This is a genomic window from Bifidobacterium avesanii, from assembly GCF_009299475.1.
In the GTDB taxonomy this organism is placed as follows: domain Bacteria; phylum Actinomycetota; class Actinomycetes; order Actinomycetales; family Bifidobacteriaceae; genus Bifidobacterium; species Bifidobacterium avesanii.
On sequence record NZ_WBSN01000002.1, the window covers coordinates 161,266 to 180,535 of the forward strand.

Annotated in this window: 14 protein-coding genes and 1 pseudogene; 5 read left to right on the forward strand and 10 right to left on the reverse strand. The window is 66.7% G+C overall.

Going from position 1 to position 19,270, the window contains the following annotated elements:
- The first annotated feature begins 120 nt into the window (after window positions 1-120).
- A complete protein-coding gene (gene pgm, locus DSM100685_RS02175) occupies window positions 121-1,797 on the forward strand; it encodes a phosphoglucomutase (alpha-D-glucose-1,6-bisphosphate-dependent) (RefSeq protein ID WP_152349724.1) in 1,677 nt (558 codons plus the stop codon).
- 877 nt (window positions 1,798-2,674) lie between these two features.
- Here the strand turns inward: pgm and DSM100685_RS02180 are convergent.
- The gene (locus DSM100685_RS02180) at window positions 2,675-3,427 is read right to left on the reverse strand and encodes a DUF4391 domain-containing protein (RefSeq protein ID WP_152349725.1); all 753 of its coding nucleotides are present in this window, start codon (window positions 3,425-3,427) and stop codon (window positions 2,675-2,677) included.
- A 728-nt stretch (window positions 3,428-4,155) separates the two neighbouring features.
- On the opposite strand from DSM100685_RS02180, the gene DSM100685_RS02185 reads away from it, so the two are divergent.
- Window positions 4,156-6,030: an oleate hydratase gene (locus tag DSM100685_RS02185; protein WP_152349726.1), complete on the forward strand. Its 1,875-nt coding sequence runs from the start codon at window positions 4,156-4,158 to the stop codon at window positions 6,028-6,030.
- A gap of 557 nt (window positions 6,031-6,587) precedes the next feature.
- On the forward strand, window positions 6,588-7,373 hold the full coding sequence (locus tag DSM100685_RS02190; RefSeq protein ID WP_152349727.1) for a carbohydrate-binding protein: 786 nt from the start codon (window positions 6,588-6,590) through the stop codon (window positions 7,371-7,373).
- Between the two features lie 286 nt (window positions 7,374-7,659).
- Here the strand turns inward: DSM100685_RS02190 and DSM100685_RS02195 are convergent, their stop codons facing one another.
- On the reverse strand, window positions 7,660-8,628 hold the full coding sequence (locus DSM100685_RS02195) for a Ppx/GppA phosphatase family protein (RefSeq protein WP_152349728.1): 969 nt from the start codon (window positions 8,626-8,628) through the stop codon (window positions 7,660-7,662).
- Window positions 8,629-8,753: 125 nt separating this feature from the next.
- On the opposite strand from DSM100685_RS02195, the gene DSM100685_RS02200 reads away from it, so the two are divergent.
- Window positions 8,754-9,029 carry a FitA-like ribbon-helix-helix domain-containing protein gene (locus tag DSM100685_RS02200; RefSeq protein WP_152349729.1) on the forward strand — a complete coding sequence of 92 codons (276 nt, stop codon included), beginning with the start codon at window positions 8,754-8,756 and terminating at the stop codon, window positions 9,027-9,029.
- Entirely contained in the window at window positions 9,029-9,454 is a 426-nt protein-coding gene (locus DSM100685_RS02205) for a type II toxin-antitoxin system VapC family toxin (RefSeq protein ID WP_204314241.1), read from the forward strand. Before DSM100685_RS02200 ends, DSM100685_RS02205 begins: the two co-directional genes overlap by 1 nt.
- A 104-nt stretch (window positions 9,455-9,558) precedes the next feature.
- On the opposite strand, the gene DSM100685_RS02210 is transcribed toward DSM100685_RS02205, so the two are convergent.
- The 8 genes and pseudogenes from DSM100685_RS02210 to DSM100685_RS11170 all read right to left on the reverse strand — a co-directional run.
- Window positions 9,559-10,212, reverse strand: a complete 654-nt coding sequence (locus tag DSM100685_RS02210) for a peptide deformylase (RefSeq protein WP_152349730.1) — start codon at window positions 10,210-10,212, stop codon at window positions 9,559-9,561.
- A gap of 60 nt (window positions 10,213-10,272) precedes the next feature.
- Window positions 10,273-11,658 carry a phosphoglucosamine mutase gene (gene glmM, locus DSM100685_RS02215; protein WP_152349731.1) on the reverse strand — a complete coding sequence of 462 codons (1,386 nt, stop codon included), beginning with the start codon at window positions 11,656-11,658 and terminating at the stop codon, window positions 10,273-10,275.
- Window positions 11,659-12,165: 507 nt separating this feature from the next.
- Window positions 12,166-14,775: an aminopeptidase N gene (gene pepN / locus DSM100685_RS02220; RefSeq protein ID WP_152349732.1), complete on the reverse strand. Its 2,610-nt coding sequence runs from the start codon at window positions 14,773-14,775 to the stop codon at window positions 12,166-12,168.
- A 120-nt stretch (window positions 14,776-14,895) separates the two neighbouring features.
- A complete protein-coding gene (locus DSM100685_RS02225; RefSeq protein ID WP_152349733.1) occupies window positions 14,896-16,677 on the reverse strand; it encodes a ribonuclease J in 1,782 nt (593 codons plus the stop codon).
- A 54-nt stretch (window positions 16,678-16,731) separates the two neighbouring features.
- Window positions 16,732-17,637 carry a 4-hydroxy-tetrahydrodipicolinate synthase gene (dapA, locus tag DSM100685_RS02230; protein ID WP_152349734.1) on the reverse strand — a complete coding sequence of 302 codons (906 nt, stop codon included), beginning with the start codon at window positions 17,635-17,637 and terminating at the stop codon, window positions 16,732-16,734.
- A 5-nt stretch (window positions 17,638-17,642) separates the two neighbouring features.
- Window positions 17,643-18,452, reverse strand: coding sequence for an SAF domain-containing protein (locus DSM100685_RS02235; protein ID WP_163200858.1), 810 nt, complete (start codon window positions 18,450-18,452; stop codon window positions 17,643-17,645).
- 420 nt (window positions 18,453-18,872) lie between these two features.
- A complete protein-coding gene (locus DSM100685_RS02240; RefSeq protein WP_152349736.1) occupies window positions 18,873-19,070 on the reverse strand; it encodes an FmdB family zinc ribbon protein in 198 nt (65 codons plus the stop codon).
- Between the two features lie 48 nt (window positions 19,071-19,118).
- Window positions 19,119-19,256 (reverse strand): annotated as a pseudogene (locus DSM100685_RS11170) (5-formyltetrahydrofolate cyclo-ligase); the annotation flags it as partial.
- Between the last annotated feature and the right edge of the window lie 14 nt (window positions 19,257-19,270).

The following is a 19,270-nucleotide window of genomic DNA, read 5'->3' on the forward strand; positions in this document are numbered from 1 at the left end:
CAGCCCGCTCCCCGACCGCAACGCGGACGGAGGGAGAACATCCGGAAAATCAATCGAACCGGCCCCGGATGTTCACCCCCTGTCCGCGTTGCGGTCGTTTTGGCGTGGCAATATGGGCTTATGGTTGCAAAAAATGCGGGTATGCCCGCCACCCCAGCTGATCTGATCAACGTCGACGAAGTCATCGGCAAGTACTACGACCTCGTCCCCGATCCGTCCGTGCCCGAACAGCGCGTCATCTTCGGCACCTCCGGCCACCGCGGATCGTCCCTGAAGACCTCGTTCAACGAGGCCCACATCGTGGCCATCTCCCAGGCCATCGCCGAATACCGCAAGAAGGCCGGCGTCACCGGCCCGCTGTACCTCGGCTCCGACACCCACGCCCTGTCCGAACCGGCCCGCAAGACCGCCATCGAGGTGCTCGTCGCCAACGGCGTGCACGTGCGCGTCGACTCCCGCGGCGACTTCGTGCCCACCCCGGTCGTCTCGCAGGCCATCCTGACGCACAACCGCGCGGCCGACGGCACCCAGCGCTTCACCGGCGACGGCCTGGCCGACGGCATCGTGGTCACCCCGTCCCACAACCCGCCCACCGACGGCGGCTTCAAGTACGACCCGGTCACCGGCGGCCCGGCCCCGGCGGACGTGACCAACGCGATCGCCGCCCGCGCCAACGAGCTGCTCGGCGACTACAAGTCCGTCAAGCGCGTGCCGTACGAGGAGGCCGTCAAGTCCGAGTTCGTGGAGGGCTTCGACTTCCGCGACCACTACGTCTCCGACCTCGGCAACGTGATCGACTTCGACGCGATCCGCAACTCCGGCGTGCGTCTGGGCATCGACCCGCTCGGCGGCGCGTCCGTGAACTACTGGCCGCTCATCAACGAGAAGTACGGCCTGAACATCGGCGTGGTGCGTCCGGAGGTCGACCCGACCTGGCGCTTCATGACCATCGACCACGACGGCAAGATCCGCATGGACCCGAGCTCCCCGTACGCCATGAAGGGCCTCGTGGACGAGCTCAACGCCGGCGCGTGGGACAAGTACGACCTCGTGGGCGGCACCGACCCGGACGCCGACCGCCACGGCATCGTGTGCCCGAACTGGGGCGTCATGAACCCGAACCACTACATCGCCGTGTGCGTGGAGTACCTGTTCGGCGGCAACCGCCCGGGCTGGCCCGAGGGCGCCGCCGTGGGCAAGACGCTCGTCTCCTCCTCGCTGATCGACCGCGTGGCCGCATCCATCGGCGCGAAGGTCATCGAGGTGCCGGTGGGCTTCAAGTGGTTCGTCGACCCGCTGTTCAAGGGCGAGGTGGCGTTCGGCGGCGAGGAGAGCTCCGGCATGAGCTTCCTGCGCCGCGACGGCCGCGTGTGGACCACCGACAAGGACGGCCTGATCCCCGACCTGCTGGCCGCCGAGATCACCGCCAAGACCGGCAAGAACCCGGCCGAGCTGCACAAGGACCAGGTGGCCCGCTTCGGCGAGTCCTGGTACAAGCGCGTGGACACCCCCACCACCCTCGAGCAGAAGCAGAAGTTCGCCAAGCTCACCGGCGACGACGTGACCGCCACGCAGCTCGCGGGCGAGGACATCACCGCCAAGCTCACCGAGGCGCCGGGCAACCACGCCAAGATCGGCGGCCTCAAGGTCACCACCAAGGACAACTGGTTCGCGGCCCGCCCGTCCGGCACCGAGAACATCTACAAGGTGTACGCCGAGTCCTTCGAGTCCCCCGAGGCGCTGGACAAGGTGCTCGCCGAGGCCACCGAGGTCGTGGACAAGGCCCTCGCCGAGTAGGGTTCCCGTTCGGATTCCGTGTTCGACGGTCTGGGCTGCCGGTTTCCGGTTTGACCCACTTCCGGTTTGAATCACTAAGGGGCGGCTCGCCACGTCACCCATTCACGGGTGCGCGACGAGCCGCCCCTCGGTCGTTGCCGGCCCAGTCCACAGCGGATTTCGCCGAGGGACGGTCCGTCGGATCCGCTGGATTTGCCTGACCCACTTCCGGCCTGACTCACTGAGGGGCGGTCCACCACGTCACCCATTCACGGGCGCGTGGCGGACTGCCCCTCGGTCGTTGTTGAGGTTCCTCGTCGCCATGCTCCCACCGCCCGTTGCCGACCCCGCCATCACCGATCCCCACCGCCCCATTGCCGTATCCCCGCCGCCTCTTGACCGTTGTTTAAGTTCCTCGCGTCCGTTTCCGTATCAGAGCGATACAGGACCGAACGTTTACGGTCGCCCTGCGCACTGTTCCGTATCGGACCGATACGATTCCGTACACCAGCCGCCTCCCCGCGTACGATTCCGTATCGCCGCGATATGATTCCGGACATCAACAGTGGCCCAGCGGCGGAAACAATATCTCATCGCATGATTTACGCCACCGGCCACCACTGAGCGTCCGAATTCATACGGTCGTATATGATTTCCGCCATATAGTGACCGCATCCGTCCGTTCCTGTACCGATCCGTACGGAGACTACGCCGCCAACCGCCGTCCAGCGTCAGATCCCATGCAGACCCGTATGATTGCCACTTCCCGCACAGTTCCATCGTCCGGATTCATACAGCCATATACGATTCCAGCCGCATAACGGTTCCATCCGCCCGTTTCCATACAGGACCACATTATTTGCACCACGCAGACCGTTTTCCACGCACCGCACGGCCGCTATCCGCGCAACTGGGCGAGCTCGGCGCGGACCTTGGCGAGTTTGGCGAAGGCCTCATTGCGCTTGACGGCATCCTTGGCGCGCTTGTGGTCGCCGACCAGCCGGGTCTCCTCCGCCTCAAGCACGGCGATCCGATCCCGCCGCAGCAGCCGCGCGTCCAGATCGGCGGGATCCTCCGTGCCGAAGATCACCTGCGAGCATACGGAATCCCACACCTCGTCCATCGTCGCCCCGGCGGCCTCCACCAGCACATCGGCCGGGTCCGACCACTCACCGGCGTACACGGCGAACCGCTCCACATGACCGGCCCGGCCCGGAAGACGCCGGCGCACGGCCAGCACGCATCGTTCGGCGGGCTTGCCATCAGCCTCGCCGCCATCCGCCGCACCATCGGCCACGCAGACGAACAGGATGCCGCCCGGCCGCTGCGCCGCGATGTGCTCGATGACCTCCACCGGCACGCGCGGTTCCCCCGTTCCACCGGCCGCCGCCGAACCGGCCAGCCGCAGCCCCAGCACGAGGATCTCCCTGACGCGCCGGCCCTCCGCGGCCCCGGTGTTGGCCGGACGCAGCAGTCCGAGCAGCGTGATCGACGCGATGTCGCCCACGAGACGGGCCTTGAGCTTGGCGGAGATCGGCCCGCGACCCACGAACGCGGCCTTGGGCAGGGCGCCCTTCTCGGCCGGAACGGCGGCGGACGCGGGCAGCCCCAGCGTCAGGACGGATACGGAACCACAGGTGGCGGCGGACATCACTGGCCTTCCTTCCTCGGCGGCGCCATGCCGCGTTGGTCTGCAACTATACCCGCCGCGTGTGAACGCCGGTTGCGTCGGACCGTATTCGCAGACGGCGGAGCGGACATCGCCATGCGCGATCGCCGATCGATCGGCACGGCGCCAACCCGACGGCATCAAGGCCGAAGCAACACGATCACGGCATGACACGACGCGACATGGCAATCGCCGCCACGCCCGCACGGCGACCGCCCAATCCGCGCCGCATGCCGCGGATCCAGCGCGACATGCAAATCGTCCAATCCGCGCCCACCATCATCTTCCACCCTAAAATAGACAACACGCTGTTCACTCGTTCGGACAACGTTCAGCAAATATGGGGCACAATGGAGGCGAACGAACGGCGGACGGACGCGAGATCTGCGAAGCCCCGCGAGGAACCCGCAAGGAACCCCGCGAGGCTCGACGGCACGAAGCCCGGCAACGGCCCGGCGAAGTTCCCCAAGGACCAACGCCAGCCCACCGGACCCGCGAAGCCCCGCGGGAACCCGACAAGTCCCGCGGAAACCTGGCAAGTCCCTCGGAAACTTGGCAAGTCCCTCGGCGCAAGGCCCAGCAACGGCCCGGCACTGGTCTGGCAGCGCCCGGCAACAGTCCGGCACCGGTCCAGCACCGGCCCTGCAACGGACCGCGAGGCCTCGCAGGTCCCGCACCGCCCGCCCGCACGAACCCCGAAGGAGGGCGGCATGTATTACTCCAGCGGCAACTACGAGGCGTTCGCGCGCCCCAAGAAGCCCACCGGCATCGACCACAAGAACGCGTACATCATCGGCACCGGATTGGCGGCCCTGTCCGCGGCCTGCTATCTGGTCCGCGACGCGCAGATGCCCGGCGACCACATCCACGTCTACGAGAAGGACTCCGTGCCCGGCGGCGCCTGCGACGGCCTCGACATCCCCGGCCTCGGCTACGTGATGCGCGGCGGCCGCGAGATGGACAACCACTTCGAGGTGATGTGGGATCTGTTCCGCTCCATCCCGTCGATCGAGACGCCCGGCGCGTCCGTGCTGGACGAGTACTACTGGCTCAACAAGGAGGATCCGAACTTCTCCCTGTGCCGCGCCACGAAGAACCGCGGCGAGGACGCCGGCACCGAAGGCAAGTTCGGCCTCTCCGACAAGGCGGCCATGGAGATCATGAAGCTGTTCTTCACGCCGGACGAGGAGCTGTACGACAAGCCGATCACCGACTTCTTCGACGACGAGGTGCTGAACTCCAACTTCTGGATGTACTGGCGCACCATGTTCGCGTTCGAGAACTGGCACTCCGCGCTGGAGATGAAGCTGTACATCAAGCGCTACATCCACCACATCGGCGGCCTGCCGGACTTCTCCGCGCTGCGCTTCACGCGCTACAACCAGTACGAGTCGATGATCCTGCCCATGATCGAGTACCTCAAGAAGGCGGGCGTGCAGTTCCACTTCAACACCAAGGTGGAGAACGTGGAGTTCGAGATCGGCGGCGGCGTGGGCCCGAAGCGCGCGGTGACCGGCACCGGCCAGGACACCATCCAGAAGATCCAGCAGGCGCAGTTCGCCCGCAACCCGTACTCCAGCTCCACCCGCAAGCTCGCCAAACGCATCGTGCTCACGGACGCGGAAGGCCACATGCAGGCCGTCGACCTCACCGAGGACGACTTCGTGTTCATCACCAACGGCGGCTGCGTGGAGAATTCCACGATGGGCTCGCAGACCGAGTCGGCCGGCTGGAACCCGGACATCAAGCCCGGCGGCGGCTGGGACATGTGGCGTCGCATCGCCAAGCAGGACCCGAGCTTCGGTCACCCGGACAAGTTCTGCTCCGACCCGCAGGCCACCAAGTGGATGAGCGCCACGGTGACCACGCTGGACGGCGAGATCCCGCCCTACATCCAGAAGATCTGCAAGCGCGACCCGTTCACGGGCCATGTGGTGACCGGCGGCATCGTGACATGCACCGACTCCAACTGGCTCATGAGCTGGACCCTGAACCGCCAGCAGCAGTTCCGCGACCAGCCGAAGGACCAGCTGTGCGTGTGGGTGTACGGCCTGTTCCCGGACAAGCCCGGCAACTACGTGAAGAAGCCGATGACCGAATGCACCGGCGAGGAGATCTGCGAGGAGTGGCTGTGGCAGATGGGCGTGCCCGAGGACCGCATCCACGAGCTCGCGCACGACCACGCCAACACCGTGCCGGTCATGATGCCGTACATCACCGCGTTCTTCATGCCGCGCGCGGCCGGCGATCGCCCCGACGTGGTGCCCGACGGCGCCGTGAACTTCGCGTTCCTGGGCCAGTTCGCCGAGACCCCGCGTGACACGATCTTCACCACCGAGTACTCCATGCGCACCGGCATGGAGGCCGTCTACACGCTGGCCGGCGTGGACCGCGGCGTGCCGGAGGTGTGGGGCAGCGTGTACGACGTGCGCAACCTGCTCAACGCCACGGTGAAGCTGCGCGACGGCGCGCCGGTGACGGCCATGAAACTCAACTTCGTGGAGAAGGCCGTGCTCGGCAAGGTCCTCAAGAAGCTCGACGGGACCGACATCGGCAAGCTGCTCCGGGAGTACGGTGCAGTCTGATCGGCCGCGCTGGGATGGCCGATCGGTCCGATGGGGTTGGTCCGATCGGCCATCCCCTGACCGGCCATCCCCTGACCGGCCGCCTTTTGGCCGAAGACGCCTCGGCCCGACCACGGAACCGGGACTTTTCCACGGCACGGGTTGGCATTCCGCCGATCTTGCCGGAAAAGTCCCGCTTCCGTGGTCAATGGGGGGCACGCGAGCCGCCAAGCCACCGGCCGGACAGCTCACCGATCTGCCCTTTCGACCGACTTCTCCGACCACGGAAGCGGGACTTTTCCACGGCATTGGTTGATATTCCGCCAATCCTGAAGAAAAGTCCCGCTTCCGTGGCCAGAGAAATCGGCAAACCGGCCCGACAGCCCATTGAGTTGGCCAATCATCCGTATTTTTGACAAAGGAACCGGGACTTTTCCACAGCCCGGGTTGGCATTCCGCCAATCCTGAAGAAAAGTCCCGATTCCGTTGTCGGCAATTCTTGTGAAACCGGTTTCACTTTACCGGTCGAAGATGGCATACTGGTGCGTGACCACTCTTTTCCACGAAAGGAACCGACAATGACGTTGAAGATCGCCGTCGAAAACGCCTCCGGCGAAACGCTGTCCAGCATCGAGGCCGCCGACCGCGCCGTGCTCACCTATCATGCGGAATACCAGCCGGGCGACCGCATCCGCTTCGCCGTGCCCCGACCGGGCTACTACCGCGTGCGCGTGGACGACGTGGTCGCCGAGTCGCTGGTGTACCTGACCGGCGACGGATTCGCCTTCACCGTGCCGTTCGACGACGCCGCGATCCCCTACAATCCCAAGGCGTTCAAGGGCGACCTGCATCTCGTCTCCCTGCGCGCGGCCAGCGACGAGGAGGCCAACGCCTACGGCAATCTGGCCCTCAACCCGATCGACCAGCACGACGAGCCGGGCGTCTACCCGCACGCGAGCGCCAACGCGGAGACCCGCAACGAGCCCGTCTTCTTCGCCCGCAACGCCATCGACGGCGTCACCGCCAACGCGTCGCACGGCCTGTGGCCCTTCGCCACGTGGGGCAACGACAGCCGCGACGACGCCGAAATCACCGTCGAGTTCGGCCGCCCGGTGGATCTGGACGAGATTGTGCTCGTCACCCGCGCCGACTTCCCGCACGACAACTGGTGGACGCAGGTCGACCTCACTTTCTCCAACGGCGAGACCCGGACCGTGCATATGGAGAAGAGCGACCAGCCGCACCGCTTCCCCGTCGACGCCAAGGGCGTCACGTGGGTCAAGGTCGGCAACCTCGTCAAGGCCGACGACCCGTCCCCGTGGGCGGCGCTGGTGCAGCTCGAAGCCTACGGCCGCAACGCCTGAAATAGGGTGCTGACGGAGCGCCCTCGTCGTTGTTCCTTGGTCGACGTGCTCAGCACGCCTTCCCTCGGTACGCCTAGAGGTCGCACGCGCCGCCGCACCAATCAGCCACGGACGAAATATGGGGCACCCCCTGCCATTACGGCGGGGAATGCCCCATATTTCATTGTTCGATCAGAATCCCAGGCGCGTGCGGTTCCAAGGCGCACCGAGGGAAGGCGTGCTGAGCACGTCGACCGAGGAACAACGCAGGAAACGCTCCGCCGGCGTCCGACCAGAAGCCGTACGATCAGAAGCCGAGGCGCGTGCGGCCGAACTGGTCCAGCCACCGCAGGATGGCGCCCTCGCGCAGCGCCCACGGGCAGATTTCGACTTCCTGCACGTTGAGCGCCTTCATGATCTCGTCGGCCACGATGCCGCCGCCCACGATCTGCATGGTGCGTTCGGGCGTGATGCCGGGCAGGGCGACGCGCTGCTCGGGCTCGATGGCGGCAAGGCGCGGAATCCAGTCCTCCAGCTGCTCGCGGGTCATGATCCACGAATCCTCGCGGCCGGGCGAGCGCATGACCGCGCCGGCGAGGCGGGCCAGCGAGCGGAACGTCTTGGACGTGCCGACGGCGTGGTTCGGCATCTTGGACTTGGGGAAGGACTTGACCATCGGCTCGAGGATCTTGCGCACATGGGCGCGCACATCCTCAAGCTCCTCGGCGGTGGCGGTGCCCTCCGGCAGGTATTTGGTGGTGATGCGTCCGGCGCCGGCGGGCACGGACAGCGCCACGGTCGGCTCCTCGTCGGAGCCCATGGCCACTTCGAGCGAGCCGCCGCCGATGTCGAGCACGAGCAGTCGGCCGGCGTCCCAGCCGTACCAGCGGCGGGCCGCGAGGAACGTCAGGCGCGCCTCGTCGGTGCCGGACAGCACGGTGACGCCCTGACCGATGCGCTCCTCTATCTTGTGCAGGATCTTATTACCGTTGGGCGCCTCGCGGATGGCGGACGTGGCCATGGCGAGCAGCTGGGTGATGTCGTATTCCTCGGCCAGCTTCATGCACTGGTCCACGGCCTCGAGGATCGCCTCGACGCCGGACTTCTTGATGGAGCCGTCATCCTTGAGGTACTTCATCAGACGGACCGTGGTCTTGGTGGAGGCCTCGGGCTCGGGGCGCGCGCCGGGGGCGGCGTCGACGATGAGCATGTGCACGGTGTTCGACCCGATGTCGAGCACGCCGAGTCGGGTGGTGTGGGAGCGCAGATTAATCACAACTTACGAGCCTAGCACCGTTGGCGGGCGGCGGGCGCCCCTCCCCTCACGCTCGCGCCATAGGACCGGGTATATGATATCTTTTTGATATCAATATGCCGATCGAGTAATGGAAGGGGACCGTCATGACGACGTCGCTGCTGATCCGCAGATTGCCGGACGAGGTCAAGGAACGCCTTGCCGAAGCGGCGAGGGCCAACGGGCGATCGACCGAGGCGCAGGCCCGATCGGTGCTGGAGGAGTTCACCGCGTCCTGGGTGGCGAACCGGGCGTGCGACGCCGACTTCTTCGCCCAAATCCGCCGCGACCTGCTGGACGGGGACGCCGAAGATGAGAATGCCGAATCTCTCCGGCCACGCCCGCGCACCGGGGACCGCCCACGCACTGTGGAGCTTTCCTGATGCCGTCCGGCCTGATGCTGCTGGACACCAACGTCGTCTCCGAGCTCATGAAACCGCATGCCGACGAGCGCGTGGCGGATTGGCTGGTCCGGCGGCGTGACGCCGATCTGCGTCTCGGCGCGATCACCGTCACGGAATTGCTGTACGGCGCGCGACGATTGCCGGAGGGCCGGAGGCGAGACCGACTCACCCGCGCGGTGATGGATGTCATCGACCACTACCGCGAGCGCACGCTGCCGTTCGACGACCGTGCAGCGGCGCAATGCGCGCTGATCCTATGCGACCGGGAATCCAAGGGGCGCCCGATGGAGCTGGCCGACGCGCAGATCGCCGCCATCGCGCAGGTCAACGGATGCGCGCTGGTCACGCGCAACGTCAGGGATTTCGAGTTCACGAGCACCGATCTCATCAACCCGTGGGACTGACCGGCGGATGGTCCCACTGACCCCTACCCCAGCTCAATACAACGAAGGCGAAGGACCCGTAAAGAATCCTTCGCCTTCGCTCAAAACGCCGGAAAAGCCCCGACCTACAGCTCGAAGCCGAGCTCCTTGGCGGCCGCGGTGGGCACCGGGTCGTCGCACCACAGGTCCTCGAGGTTCTCGTAGGTGGTGAGGGACCGGATCTCCGCGCGGTCGATGTACAGCTCGCCGGAGAGGTGGTCGGTCTCGTGCTGGAAGATGCGCGCCGGCCAGCCGTGCAGGCGCTCCTTGTGGTGCTGGCCGTGCTCGTCGTCCCATTCGGCGGTGATGTCGAGCCAGCGGCGGCGCACGGCCTGGTACCCGTCGAAGCTCAGGCAGCCCTCGTAGAAGCTGCGGGTCTCCTCGCCGATCGGCTCGTACTTGGGGTTGATGATCGCGTGGAACGGGAACTCGGCGATCTCGCGCGGATCGTCCTCGTCGTCGCGGATGTGATCCTCCACCACGGCGATGGCGAGGTTGAGGCCGATCTGCGGACCGGCCAGACCCACGCCCGGCGCCTCGAGCATGGTGGTGTGCATCACGTCGATGAGCTTGGCGAGCGTGCCTTTGCGCAGCTGCCCGTCGTAGCGCACGCACTGCTGGCGCAGCACGGGCTCACCGGCCTGCACGATCGGCAGGATCTTCTCCTTGCCGCCTTCCTTGAGCAGCTGCTCGATCTCGTTGGTCAGCGCGATGTTGACTTTCGCGTTCTTTCCGAACATGGGTGGTTGGCCTTTCGTGGGTCTCGTCGTGGGTCTCGGAACGGTCGGATGTACGGCGTCCTACAGCGCCAGCTCGTCGGCCACGACCTTGGCCAGACGCTCGCAGACCTCGTCGGCCTGCTGCTGCGTGGCGGCCTCGGCCATCACGCGCACCAGCGGCTCGGTGCCGGACGGGCGCAGGAGCACGCGGCCCGTGTCGCCGAGCAGCTTGGACTCGCGCTCCACGGCGGCCTGCACCTTGGCGTTCGTGGTGGCGGCCATCTTGTCCACGTTCGGCACGTTGACGAGCTGCTGAGGCAGCTGCGGGAAGTCGGCGGCCAGCTCCTTGAGGCTCTTGCCGGACTGCACGACCTCGTTGCACAGGGTGAGCGCGGTGAGCGTGCCGTCGCCGGTGGTGGCGAACTCGCGGTTGATCACGTGGCCGGACTGCTCGCCGCCCAGCGAGTAGTTGCCGCGCAGCATCTCCTCGAGCACGTAGCGGTCGCCCACGGCGGTCTGCACGGTGGAGATGCCCATGTCCTTGAGGGCCAGCTTGAGGCCGAGGTTGCTCATCACGGTGACGACGAGCGTGTTGTGGTTGAGCTTGCCCTGGCGCTTCTTGGCGCGGGCGAGGATGCCCATGATCTGATCGCCGTTGACCATGTTGCCGTCCTCGTCCACGGCGAGGCAGCGGTCGGCGTCGCCGTCGAACGCCACGCCCATGACCGCGTCGGAGGCCTTGACCATGGCCTGCAGCTGCTCGGGGTGCGTGGAGCCGGCGTGGCGGTTGATATTGTAGCCGTCCGGGGACGCGTTGATGACGATCACCTCGGCGCCCGCGCGACGCAGGGCGGTGGGGGCGACCACGGAGGTGGCGCCGTTCGCGCAGTCGGCCACGATCTTCAGGCCCTTGAGGGGCTTGGGCTGCACCTTGTCCGCGCCGATCGGGGCGATGGTGGAGACCAGATGGTCGATGTACAGGTCGGTGGCGGTCTTGGTGTCGTGGCTCACGCGGCCCACGCCGGCGCCGGTCGGGCGCTCCCAGTCCTGGCCGAGCACGGCCTCGATCTCGTCCTCCTTGCTGTCCGGCAGCTTGAAGCCGCCGCGCGCGAAGAACTTGATGCCATTGTCCGGCATGGGGTTGTGGGAGGCGGAGATGACCGCGCCCATCTCCACGTTGAGCACGGAGGTCAGGTAGGCGACGCCCGGGGTGGGGATGATGCCGGCGTCGATCACGTCGAAGCCGCCGGCGGCCATGCCCGCGGACAGCGCGGCGGCGAGGAAGTCGCCGGACACGCGCGTGTCACGGCCGACGAGCGCGCGGCGGCGCCCCTCGGGCTGGTCGTCCTTGGTGCCGGAGTCCCCCAGCACGCGCACGGCGGCGTCTCCCAGATCCAACGCCAGACGGGCCGTCAGATCCTTGTTCGCCAATCCACGAACACCATCGGTTCCGAACATCTTGGGCATGTTCCACATCCTCGCTTGTCAACCGCCCGCGGTTTGCCGCCGCGGGCTCCCGAATACGAGCACCATCGTACCCAACCGCCCGCCGCCCGTCCCGCGCGACGCGCGATCCTGCCCAATTCGGTCACGGTAGCTTACGCGGCGGTTCCAGTCTACCCGTCCGCGACCCGATTCTGCCCAATCTGTGCTTCCAGATTGCCATATTGGGCACAATCGGAGGATTACAGTCCCCGAAGGCCCTCCAATTCGCCGCTTCTGCCCAATATCGCAAAATCCGGGCGCAGATTGGGCAAAAAACGAAAAGGCCCCTTCCCGGTCAGGAAGGGGCCTGATGCGCTGGCACGATCGGCGAACGATCAAGACACACAACGTTCAGCGCGTCACGAGCGGATCATATGAACCGCCGCTCACGCTTTTCCTTGGACTATCCACCATACACGAGCGGCTCCTCCCCCGAACCGGGAAAGGAGCCGCTCGTCATCGGCGATGCAGACTGCTACGCGACTGCGCTCACGCCTTCTCGTTGTACTTGCGGACCATGAGGGTGCGGTGCGAGCTGGCCACGTTCTCGATGATGATGCGGCGCAGCGCGCGGTCGGCGTCCTTGTGGCTCTCGAGCCACGCGTCGCCGAGGCGGGTCAGGGTCTCGGGATCGGCGTAGATCGGGTACAGGCCGTTGAGCAGGGCGTCGGCCATGTGGTAGGTCTTGTTCTTCCAGATCCAGTCCACGGCCTCGAAGTACTTGGCCGCGTACGGCTCGGCCAGGTCGGGGCGCGGGGTGGCCGCGAAGCCGCGGGCGATCGCCTCGAGCTGCATGTTGGTCAGCTCGTCGTTGTGCAGGGCCTGATCCCACGCCCAAGCCTTGGCCTCGGCGGTGGCGAGGGCCGCACGGGCGCCCAGCGCGAACTCGCGGTTCTCGGTGGTCTCCTTGCGGGCCAGCTCCGCGTTGATGCCGTCCACGTCGGTGTTGTTCGTGTTGGCGAGCGCGGACATGATGGTCCAGCGGAAGTTGTTGTCGATTTCGAGGCCCTTGAAGCGCACGAAGTCGTCGAGCAGGCCCTCGGCGTGATGGGCGAAGGTCTCGTCCTCCTCGGTGCCGTAGCCGAGGTACGCGGTGACGAGCTGGAACTGCTGGTCGGAGCCCGGGGTGGCCTCGGCGGCCAGCGTCCACAGGCCGGCGGCCACGCTGGACAGGATCACGTCGCGGCGGGCGGGGGCCACGTAGTGGTGCGCGGTGGTGCTGATCTGCGCCAGCGCGTAGCGGAACGTGGTGGACTCGGTCTCGGTGCCGAGGGCCTTGAGGCTCAGGGCCACGAAGCGGGAGGCCTCGAACTCGCCGTCGCGGGTCATGTCCCACAGGCCCAGCCAGATCACGGAGCGGGCGAGCGCGTCGTCGAAGCGGTACAGGTTCTTCACCGCGAAGTCGAGCGAATCCACGTCCAGACGGATCTTGGTGTAGGTCAGGTCGTCGTCGTTGATGAGGATCACGGCGGGGCGCTTCCTGCCCACGGCCTCGGCCACGAGCGTGGTCTCGCCGTCCACGTCGAGCTCGATGCGGTCGGTGCGCACGATCTTGCCGGTGTTCGGGTCCTCGTCGTAGAAGCCGATGGCGAGGCGGTGGGCGCGCAGCACCGGGTGGTCCTCGGGCGCGGTCTGGGTGAGCTTGAGCTCGGTGATCACGCCCTCGGCGTCGGTCTGGACGTCCGCGGCGATGGTGTTGATGCCGGACTCCTCGAGCCACTGGGCGCTCCACGCCTTGAGGTCGCGGCCGGAGGTGAGCTCCAGCTCGTGCAGCAGGTCGGCGAGCGTGGCGTTGGAGTACGCGTGCTTGTTGAGGTAGTGGTTGATGCCCTCGAAGAACTTGTCGCGGCCCACGTAGGCGACGAGCTGCTTCAACACGGAGGCGCCCTTGGCGTAGGTGATGCCGTCGAAGTTCACGTACGTGTCGTTGAGGTCGTTGATCGGCGCCACGATCGGGTGCGTGGTGGGCAGCTGGTCCTGCCTCAGGGCCCAGCTCTTCTCGCCGGAGGAGAACGTGGCCCAGGCGTCGTGCCATTCGGTGGCCTCGGCGGTGGCGAGCGTGGAGGTGAACTCGGCGAAAGACTCGTTGAGCCACAGGTCGTTCCACCACTTCATGGTCACCAGGTCGCCGAACCACATGTGGGCGAGCTCGTGCAGCACGGTCACCACGCGGCGCTCGGCGAGGGCGTCGGTCACCTTGGAGTCGAACACGTACTGGTCGCGGATGGTGACCATGCCGATGTTCTCCATGGCGCCGGCGTTGTACTCGGGCACGTAGATCTGGTCGTACTTGGCGTACGGGTAGGGCACGCCCCACGTCTTGGCGTAGAACGCGAAGCCCTTCTTGGTGATGTCGAACAGGTAGTCGACGTCCTTGGAGAACGCCTCGGCGAGGGACTGGCGGCAGTACTGGGCCATGGTGACCGTGCGGCCGTCCTCGTTGGCGTACTCGGTGTGCCACTCGGCGTACGGGCCGGCGCAGATGGCGGTGAGGTAGGAGCTCATCTTCGGCGTGGTCTCGAACGTCCAGCGCTTGGTGGTCTCCGGGGCGTGGTCGGCGAGGGTGCCCTCGGCGGTCACGGCGTCCAGCTCCTCCACGGAGGCGACCGGCATGTTGGAGGTGACGAGCCAGGACTTGGCGGCGGTCACGGTGAAGTCGAAGGTGGCCTTGAGGTCGGGCTGGTCGAACACGGCGTACACGCGGCGGGCGTCCGGCACCTCGAACTGGGAGTACAGGTACACGTTGCCGTCGGACGGGTCGACGCTGCGGTGCAGGCCCTCGCCGGTGTTGGAGTAGCGGCACAGCGCCTTGACGGTGACCTCGTTGTGCTCCTTGAGGCCCTTGAGCTCCACGCGGCTGTCGGCGTAGACGGCGGACGGGTCGAGCGCCTCGCCGTTGAGCGTGACCTCGCTCACCTCGTCGGCGATGAGGTCGAGGAAGGTGGCGGCGCCGGGCTTGGCGTCGAACGTGACGGTGGCGGTGGAGCCGAAGTTCCTGCCGCCCACGGTCAGGTCGAGGTCGACCGCGTAGTGGATCGGGCCGGCGACGACGCCGTGGCGCTCCTCGGCTTCGACGCGGGTGAGGTTTGCTCCTGGCATGTGTGTTTCTCCTTCGTGTCATGCAAGCGGGGAGGGACGTCGGAATCGTGTCCCGGCGTCTCTCCCCGCATGCGGTTCGTTACTGCGTTATCGATCGACGGTTCGATCGGCGACGTTCCGTCACTGCTCGATGGTGTTGTTGGCGTCCACGTCGGCGATGTCGGCCACGACGGGCACGATCATCGGCTTGCGGCGCAGCTTGCGGGCCACCCAGCTGCCGAGCGTGCGGCGCATGACCTGCTGCAGGCGGTGGACGTCCTTGGTGCCGTGGATCATCGCGTCCTCGAGCACGGAGACGATCTGCTCGCGCACCTGCTCGAACTCGCTGGCGTCCTCGGCCACGGCGTTGAGGAAGATCTTCGGGCCGCTGACCACCTCGCTGGTCTCGGTGTCCACGACCACGAAGCTCGAGACGAAGCCCTCGGTGCCGAGGATGCGGCGCTTCTCCAGCTCGTCCTCGGTGAGCTCGCCCACGGAGTCGCCGTCCACGTACACGTAGCCGCAGGGCACGGAGCCCACGATCGCGGCCTTGCCGTGGTAGAGGTCCACCACGTCGCCGTCCTGCGCGAGCACCACGTTCTGCGGGTCCACGCCGGTCTTCACGGCGATCAGGCCGTTGGCGACCAAGTGGCGGTTCTCGCCGTGGATCGGCATGGCGCACTTGGGCTTGACGATGTTGTACATGTACAGCAGCTCGCCCTCGTTGCAGTGGCCGGACACGTGCACGGCGGCGTTGTCGCGGTTGACGACGCGCGCGCCGAGCTGCACGAGCTTGTTGATGACCTTGTACACCTCGTGCTCGTTGCCCGGGATGAGGGAGCTGGCGAGGATGACCGTATCGAACTCGTTGATCTGGATGTCCGGGTGCACGCCGTCGGCGATGCGGCCCAGCGCGGCCATGGGCTCGCCCTGGGAGCCGGTGCACATGTAGACGAGCTGGTCGTCCTGAATGTCGCGCGCCTGCTTCAGGTCCACGACGGTGCCCTCGGGGATGTGCAGGTAGCCGAGGTCCGCGGCGATGCCCATGTTGCGCACCATGGAGCGGCCCACGAACACGACCTTGCGGTTGTACTTGTGCGCGGCGTCCACCACCTGCTGCACGCGGTGCACGTGCGAGGAGAAGCTGGCGACGATGATCTTGCGGGTCGCCTCGGCGAAGGCGTGGTCGAGCGCCGGGCCGATGGAGGTCTCCGGCTTGACGAAGCCCGGCACCTCGGCGTTGGTGGAGTCCATCATGAGCAGGTCGATGCCCTGCTCGCCGAGCTTGCCGAACTCCACGAGGTCGGTGATCTTGTGGTCGAGCGGCAGCTGGTCGAGCTTGATGTCGCCGGTATCGATGATCGAGCCGGCCGGCGTCTTCACGCGCACGGCGAGCGCGTCCGGAATGGAGTGGGTGACGGTGACGAACTCGAGGTCGAACGGGCCGACCTTCATGCGGTCGCGGCCCTTGACCTCCACCTTGGTGGGGTTCTCGTGGTGCTCCTTGCACTTGGCATCCACGAAGGCGAGCGTCAGCTTGGAGCCGATGAGCGGGATGTCCTCGCGCAGCTTGAGCAGGTAGGGCACGCCGCCGATGTGGTCCTCGTGGCCGTGGGTGAGGACGAGCGCCTCGACCTTGTCCAGACGGTCGCGGATGTAGCCGAAGTCGGGCAGGATGAGGTCGACGCCGGGCTGCTCCTCCTCGGGGAAGAGCACGCCGCAGTCGATGAGCAGCAGGTGACCGTTGTATTCGATCACGTTCATGTTGCGGCCGATCTCGCCGAGACCGCCGAGCGGCACGATGCGCATCGAGCCCTTGCGGTACTTCGGGGGCGCGACAAGCGTGCCCTGCTGGGGCGAGGTGGTGGTTTTCGCGGGCTTCCGGGACCGCGAGTTGTTTCTTCTGGTGTTGTTTCTAGCCATACTTGTGTTCTGTATTTTCCTTGTCTTTGCCTCCGCCTGTCGCGGGGGCGACGATTACAGCAGGCCGGCGGCGCGCATGCCCTCCTCGGCCTTGCTGAGCTGCGAGGCGTTCGGGCCGATGTTCGGCAGACGCATCGCGGTGCTCGGGATGGTGCCCTTGATCCTGCACGCGGCCTTGGCCATGACGGCCTGATAGCCGTCGCCGTTCAGGGCGTGCACCAGCGGGGCGAGCTGGTTGGCGAGTTTGCGGGCGGTGGCGATGTCGCCCTGGTCGAACGCCTCGACCAGACGGCGCATCGGGTTGGACGCCACGTGCGCGATCACGGAGATGATGCCCACCGCGCCGATGGACAGGAACGGCAGGAACAGCCCGTCGTCGCCGGAGTACCAGGCCAGCCCGGTGCGCTGCTGCTTCTCCACGGCGGCGGCGAGGTCGCCGGTGGCGTCCTTGACGGCCTTGACGTGCTCGAGCTCGGCGAGGCGGTCGTAGGTCTCCACGCTCACCTTGAGACCGGTGCGGCCCGGCACGTCGTAGACGATGATCGGCTTCTCGGCCACGGAGTCCACGGCCTTGTAGTGGCCCACGACGCCGTCCTGGCTGGGGCGGGAGTAGTACGGCATGACGACGAGCACGGCGTCCGCGCCCGCCTCCTGCGTCTGCTCGACCATGCGCACGGTGTGGGCGGTGTCGTTGGAGCCCGCGCCGGAGATCACCGGCACGTCCACGGCTTCCTTGACGGCGCGCACGAGCTCGACCTTCTCGTCCATGTGGGTGGTCGGGGACTCGCCGGTGGTGCCGTTGACCACCAGACCGTCGGCGCCGTCCGCGACCAGCGACTTGGCGAGCTGCTGGGCGGCCTCGTAGTCCACCGAGCCGTCGGCCTTCATCGGGGTCACCATGGCGGGCAGAATACGACCGAAGGGGGCAGGGTCAAGAAGATGCATTTCACCGTCACTCATACTGCTCACCGTACTTCGCGGGCGGGACGCGCCACCGCCAAGAGCGGGCCGGCCTCCTGCTGGGCGAGCACGGCCAGCGCCTCCTTGGGTTTGAGCGCGAAGGCGACCGTGCGCGAGGCCCCGCCGCTGCCGTCCGCATTCCCGTTCGCGCCGAACAGTCCGGAGCCGGAGTCCGCCGTGCCGCCGTTCCCGTTCCGGGCATTGGCGGCGACCGGGACGCTCAGCGTCAATGCGGCGCTGGCCAGCGTGCAGGGCTTGCCGGCGGCTTGACTGCCGGCTTGACCGTTGGCCTGACTGCCGGCTTGACCGCTGTTTTGGCTATTTTGCCCGCTTCCCTGTCCATTGCCTTGTCCGTTTCCCTGTCCGCCGCCTTGCCCGCAGCCGGACGAGGACACCAAATCCACTTTGTCCCCCGGCAGCAGACCGTCGGGCATGCTGGCCAGACGCACCTCCACGGCGGTGGTGCCGTCCGGTGGTTTCGGCTCGTCGGACACCATGCCGGCGAACACCGGCTGCCCGCGGGCGATGGCGACCAGCGCGGTCGCGGCCCCCACATCCTCCACGCGATGGAACGCCGCGGCGTTCGTGGACGCGGCCGGGACCTCGGCGACCGCGAGGCTCGAAGCGTCCACGGCCTGACCCCGCGCGATGTCCGCCGACGCCACGACCACGGTTTCCATGCGGACCAGCGAGCCCACGTATTGGAGCGCGACGAACACGGCCAGCGCGGCGCAGCAGGCGGCCGCCCACCGGCGCGCGGCGGCGATCAGACGGCGACGTGCCAGCGTGTTTTCCGATATGCGAAATGGCTTCATAGCCGCATCATGGGCGGTCTGGAAACGTGGGTCAATTCGGAGCGACCCTGTGGTCGAATGTGCGCGAGCGTCGGCATTCCGCCGTTTTGGCATGCCACGCGAGGCGTTCGGGCGTGTCGGCGCAGAGCCTCCGGACCATCAGCCCCGCCAAGACGCCCGCTCAATCGAGATATTCGTCCCCATCGAGGTATCCGTCCCATCGAGACACCCGTCCTCATCGAGCCATCGGCCGCGCGGTCTTCATCCTGCGGGAGTCATCCTAAGGACGTCGACTTGCCGACGACAGGCATTTGCGAGATTGTGAGACCGTTAAACAATCGCGGCCAGCGGTCTTATGACCACCAGCCGCGCTGATTCTGCAAACCTGCCGGATTGCGGCCGCTGATCGGCGATCATCGATCAGCGGCCGGCGTCCGGCGATCACTTGGACGAGGAGTGCGAGGCGCCGTCGGTGCGGTAGAAGCCGTGGCCCTTGAACTCGATCGGGACGGCGGAGTAGACCTTGCGCACCTGCTCCTCATGGCACTCGGGGCACACGGTGACGGGGTCGTCGGTGAACGACTGCACCTTGGTGAAGTCGTAGCCGCAGTTCTTGCAACGGTAATGGTACGTAGGCATTATTCCCTCCACATGCTTGACGAAAGTTCCTCTTCGCGGTTCAACCGTTCATATCCTAGTCGCGCCGGAGACACGCCCGACCATCGTTATGCCGTCCGGCGTAAGCGCGGCGTCGACCGGCACGTCGTGCGCCTCGTGCGGCAGCGGCCCGTCCGTGAGCTCCCACGGCCAGCACACGGCGATCAGGCGCGGGATATGAG

Coding starts and splice junctions, on each gene's coding strand:
- pgm (WP_152349724.1), top strand. CDS start 121: ATGGTTGCAAAAAATGCGGGTATGCCCGCCACCCCAGCTGATCTGATC.
- DSM100685_RS02180 (WP_152349725.1), bottom strand. CDS start 3,427: ATGTCCGCCGCCACCTGTGGTTCCGTATCCGTCCTGACGCTGGGGCTG.
- DSM100685_RS02185 (WP_152349726.1), top strand. CDS start 4,156: ATGTATTACTCCAGCGGCAACTACGAGGCGTTCGCGCGCCCCAAGAAG.
- DSM100685_RS02190 (WP_152349727.1), top strand. CDS start 6,588: ATGACGTTGAAGATCGCCGTCGAAAACGCCTCCGGCGAAACGCTGTCC.
- DSM100685_RS02200 (WP_152349729.1), top strand. CDS start 8,754: ATGACGACGTCGCTGCTGATCCGCAGATTGCCGGACGAGGTCAAGGAA.
- DSM100685_RS02205 (WP_204314241.1), top strand. CDS start 9,029: ATGCCGTCCGGCCTGATGCTGCTGGACACCAACGTCGTCTCCGAGCTC.
- DSM100685_RS02210 (WP_152349730.1), bottom strand. CDS start 10,212: ATGTTCGGAAAGAACGCGAAAGTCAACATCGCGCTGACCAACGAGATC.
- glmM (WP_152349731.1), bottom strand. CDS start 11,658: ATGCCCAAGATGTTCGGAACCGATGGTGTTCGTGGATTGGCGAACAAG.
- pepN (WP_152349732.1), bottom strand. CDS start 14,775: ATGCCAGGAGCAAACCTCACCCGCGTCGAAGCCGAGGAGCGCCACGGC.
- DSM100685_RS02225 (WP_152349733.1), bottom strand. CDS start 16,677: ATGGCTAGAAACAACACCAGAAGAAACAACTCGCGGTCCCGGAAGCCC.
- dapA (WP_152349734.1), bottom strand. CDS start 17,637: ATGAGTGACGGTGAAATGCATCTTCTTGACCCTGCCCCCTTCGGTCGT.
- DSM100685_RS02235 (WP_163200858.1), bottom strand. CDS start 18,452: ATGAAGCCATTTCGCATATCGGAAAACACGCTGGCACGTCGCCGTCTG.
- DSM100685_RS02240 (WP_152349736.1), bottom strand. CDS start 19,070: ATGCCTACGTACCATTACCGTTGCAAGAACTGCGGCTACGACTTCACC.